Origin of the sequence: Streptomyces sp. XM83C, from assembly GCF_023072675.1 — a bacterium.
In the GTDB taxonomy this organism is placed as follows: Bacteria; Actinomycetota; Actinomycetes; order Streptomycetales; family Streptomycetaceae; genus Streptomyces; species Streptomyces thermocoprophilus.
The window spans coordinates 1-2775 of the sequence record NZ_JALLGL010000490.1 but is presented as its reverse complement, the minus strand read 5'-3'; the positions used below and the strand labels follow the sequence as shown (position 1 = coordinate 2775).

At 75.0% G+C, this 2775-nt stretch carries 2 protein-coding genes; both read left to right on the top strand.

Annotated features, from left to right (window positions below; genetic code table 11):
* Positions 1-268: 268 nt before the first annotated feature.
* Positions 269-1105, top strand: coding sequence for a pentapeptide repeat-containing protein (locus MTQ10_RS29625; protein WP_247473506.1), 837 nt, complete (start codon positions 269-271; stop codon positions 1103-1105).
* A 735-nt stretch (positions 1106-1840) separates the two neighbouring features.
* On the top strand, positions 1841-2740 hold the full coding sequence (locus tag MTQ10_RS29615; RefSeq protein ID WP_308404615.1) for a lysylphosphatidylglycerol synthase transmembrane domain-containing protein: 900 nt from the start codon (positions 1841-1843) through the stop codon (positions 2738-2740).
* Positions 2741-2775: the final 35 nt, after the last annotated feature.

Here is a 2775-nt window from a genome sequence, read left to right as displayed (position 1 = left end):
CTCCGCGACGGCACCTTCTACCAATCCCGGACACCGAAGGCCGTCGAACTCGCCGCGTGACCCCAGCAAGCCAAACCACCTCCAACCCAACCCAGGCACCTTGACGAAGGACATAGAGGCACCCCCCGGAAGCACGAGGGGCGCGGGGAACTGCGCGAGGACCCGCCACCGGCCGCAGGTGCACACCCCCCTCCACCACCTGCGACAATGGCAGACCGGCAGAACGGTCACAGGGGCCGGCCGGCACGGCCGAGAGGGGCACGAGACAGTGCGGGACGCGACAACCGGCACCCCCGGCGGCGGGAGCCGCGAAAACCTCACGGCGGCCTGCGCCGACTGCTTCGGCCTCTGCTGCGTCGCCCTCCCCTTCGCCCGCTCCGCGGACTTCGCCGCAGACAAACCCGCCGGCAAGCCCTGCTCGAACCTCCAGACGGACTTCCGCTGCGGCATCCACGCCCGCCTGCGCGACGAGGGCTACCGCGGCTGCACGGTCTTCGACTGCTTCGGGGCGGGCCAGAAGGTCTCCCAGGTCACGTTCGGCGGCAAGGACTGGCGGGCCGCGCCGGACAGCGCGGGCACCATGTTCGCGGTGTTCCCGGTGATGCGGCAGCTGCACGAGCTGCTGCGGTACGCCGACGAGGCGCTGCGCCTGCCCGCGGCGCGGCCGGTGCACCGGGAGCTGCGGAGGGCGTACGACCGTGTCGACGACCTGACCCGGCAGGACGCCGAGGCCCTGCTCGCGCTGGACGTGGACGCGCTGCGCGGTGAGGTCAACGGGCTGCTGCTGCGGGCGAGCGAGCTGGTGCGTGCGGCGCGGTTCCCCGGCCGCAGACGTGATCATCGCGGCGCCGATCTGATGGGTGCCCGGCTCTCCGGGGCGGATCTGCGCGGGGCGAGTCTGCGGGGCGCGCTGCTGGTCGCGGCCGACCTTTCGGACGCCGATCTGCGCGGCGCCGATCTCATCGGCGCGGACCTGCGGGACGCCGATCTGTCGGGCGCCGATCTGACGGACGCGATCTATGTCACCCAGTCCCAGCTGAACGCCGCGCGCGGCACGTCGGCGACGCGTGTTCCTGCGGGCCTGGAGCGGCCGGCGCACTGGTGAGGCCAGGGCCTCTCCCCCCGTTCGCCGCACCGGAGATGCGGTGGTGCGCGCGGCGCCGTTAACTGAAGCGCACCGGCACCCGGCGGACGGCGTCCCCTCACCGTCCGGCGGGTGCGGACGCGGGCCGGGCCGGGTCCGGAACCCCGAGACGGACCCGGCCCGGCCCACCACCCGTGGCGACGCGGCGAAGGTGACCGAAACGCACCGCCCGCTGATCACCTCACCGTTGAGACGGGAGACGAGCACCGCCGTACGAGTGCGTGTGAAGAACGTGACGGGCATACGCTGCACATGGTCGAAGACCGTGGTCCGCGGACCGAGGACGAGGCCCTCCCCCGGCGCCGCCGAGGGCAGCCGCCGACGGCCGGGCATCGCACCGGCGTGCACGAGGAGCGCGGCGACCACGCCGAGGCGGACGAGCCGACGCCGGTCCCGCCGGATGGCCATGACGCCGTACGGCTGCGTCCATGCGGTGGTCACCGTGCGGATGGACAGCAACGCGAGGCCTCGCACATCGTTGAGGTCGATGTCCGCCGCCCGTCCCCTCGTCCGAAGGACCCGATGACCGCACACGACGTGTCGTCCCCGATCCAGCGGCCCGCCGGCGGCACGCTGCCGCACCCCGCGTGCGAGGGCGCCGCGGTCCCGCTCCCCGATGTCTCCCCGCTCTCCCGTTTCCGCCGCCTCCCCCGGGGGCGGCTGTCCCGCCGGTTGCCCGTACGGCAGTTGCTGTGTCTGCTGCCGCTGCTGCTGGTCACCGTGGTCGCCGTACGGCACAGGTCGGTGCTCGCGGAGGGTCTGGCGCAGTTGCGTGACGCGGAGTGGCCGTGGCTGGCGGCGGCGGCCGGCACGACCTGTCTGACCTGGGTGGCGGCGGCCTGCACCCGGCAGGGCGCCGTGGTGGAGCGGCTGCCGCGGCGGCGGTTGCTGGCCGTGCAGTTCGCGGCGGGCGCGGCCAACCATCTGTTGCCGACCGGGCTCGGCGCGAGCGCGGTGAATCTGCGGTTCCTGACGGTGTGCGGGCTGCCGCTGGCCCGCTCCTCGGCGGCGCTCGCGCTGTATCTCCTCGCGGAGGGCGTGGGCCGGCTGGCGATGCTCGCGACGCTGCTCGCGCTGTTCCCCGGCGCGCTGCGGCTGGGTGCGCTGCTCCCGGAGGGCGTGCTCGGGCCGCTGCTGTTCGCGGTGGCCGCGGTGGCGGCGACGGCGACGACCGCGCTGGTCGTCGTACGGCGGCTGCGGACGGCGGTGTCCCGCTTTCTGCGGACGGCGCTGGGCGAGGCGCGTGCGGTGCACGCCCGGCCGGCGCGGGCGCTCGCCCTGTGGGGCGGGGCACTGGCCTTCCCGGCGCTACAGGCGGGCGCGTTGGTGCTGGTGGGGCGGGCGCTGGGGCTGGGTGTGCCGGCCGGGCACCTGGCGGTGGCGTATCTGGCGGCGACGGTCGCGGTGGCGCTGGTGCCCAGTCCGGGCGGGCTGGGTTCGGTGGAGGCGGCGCTGGTGGTCGCGCTCGTCGCGGCGGGCGGCCCGGCGGCGGTGGCGACGGCGGTCGTGCTGGCGTACCGGATCATCACGGTGTGGCTGCCGCTGGTGCCGGGCGCGCTGACGCTGGCGGCGCTGGTGCGGATGAGGGTGATCTGACGGGGTGACCTCCGTCGGCCCCCGCACCCCACACC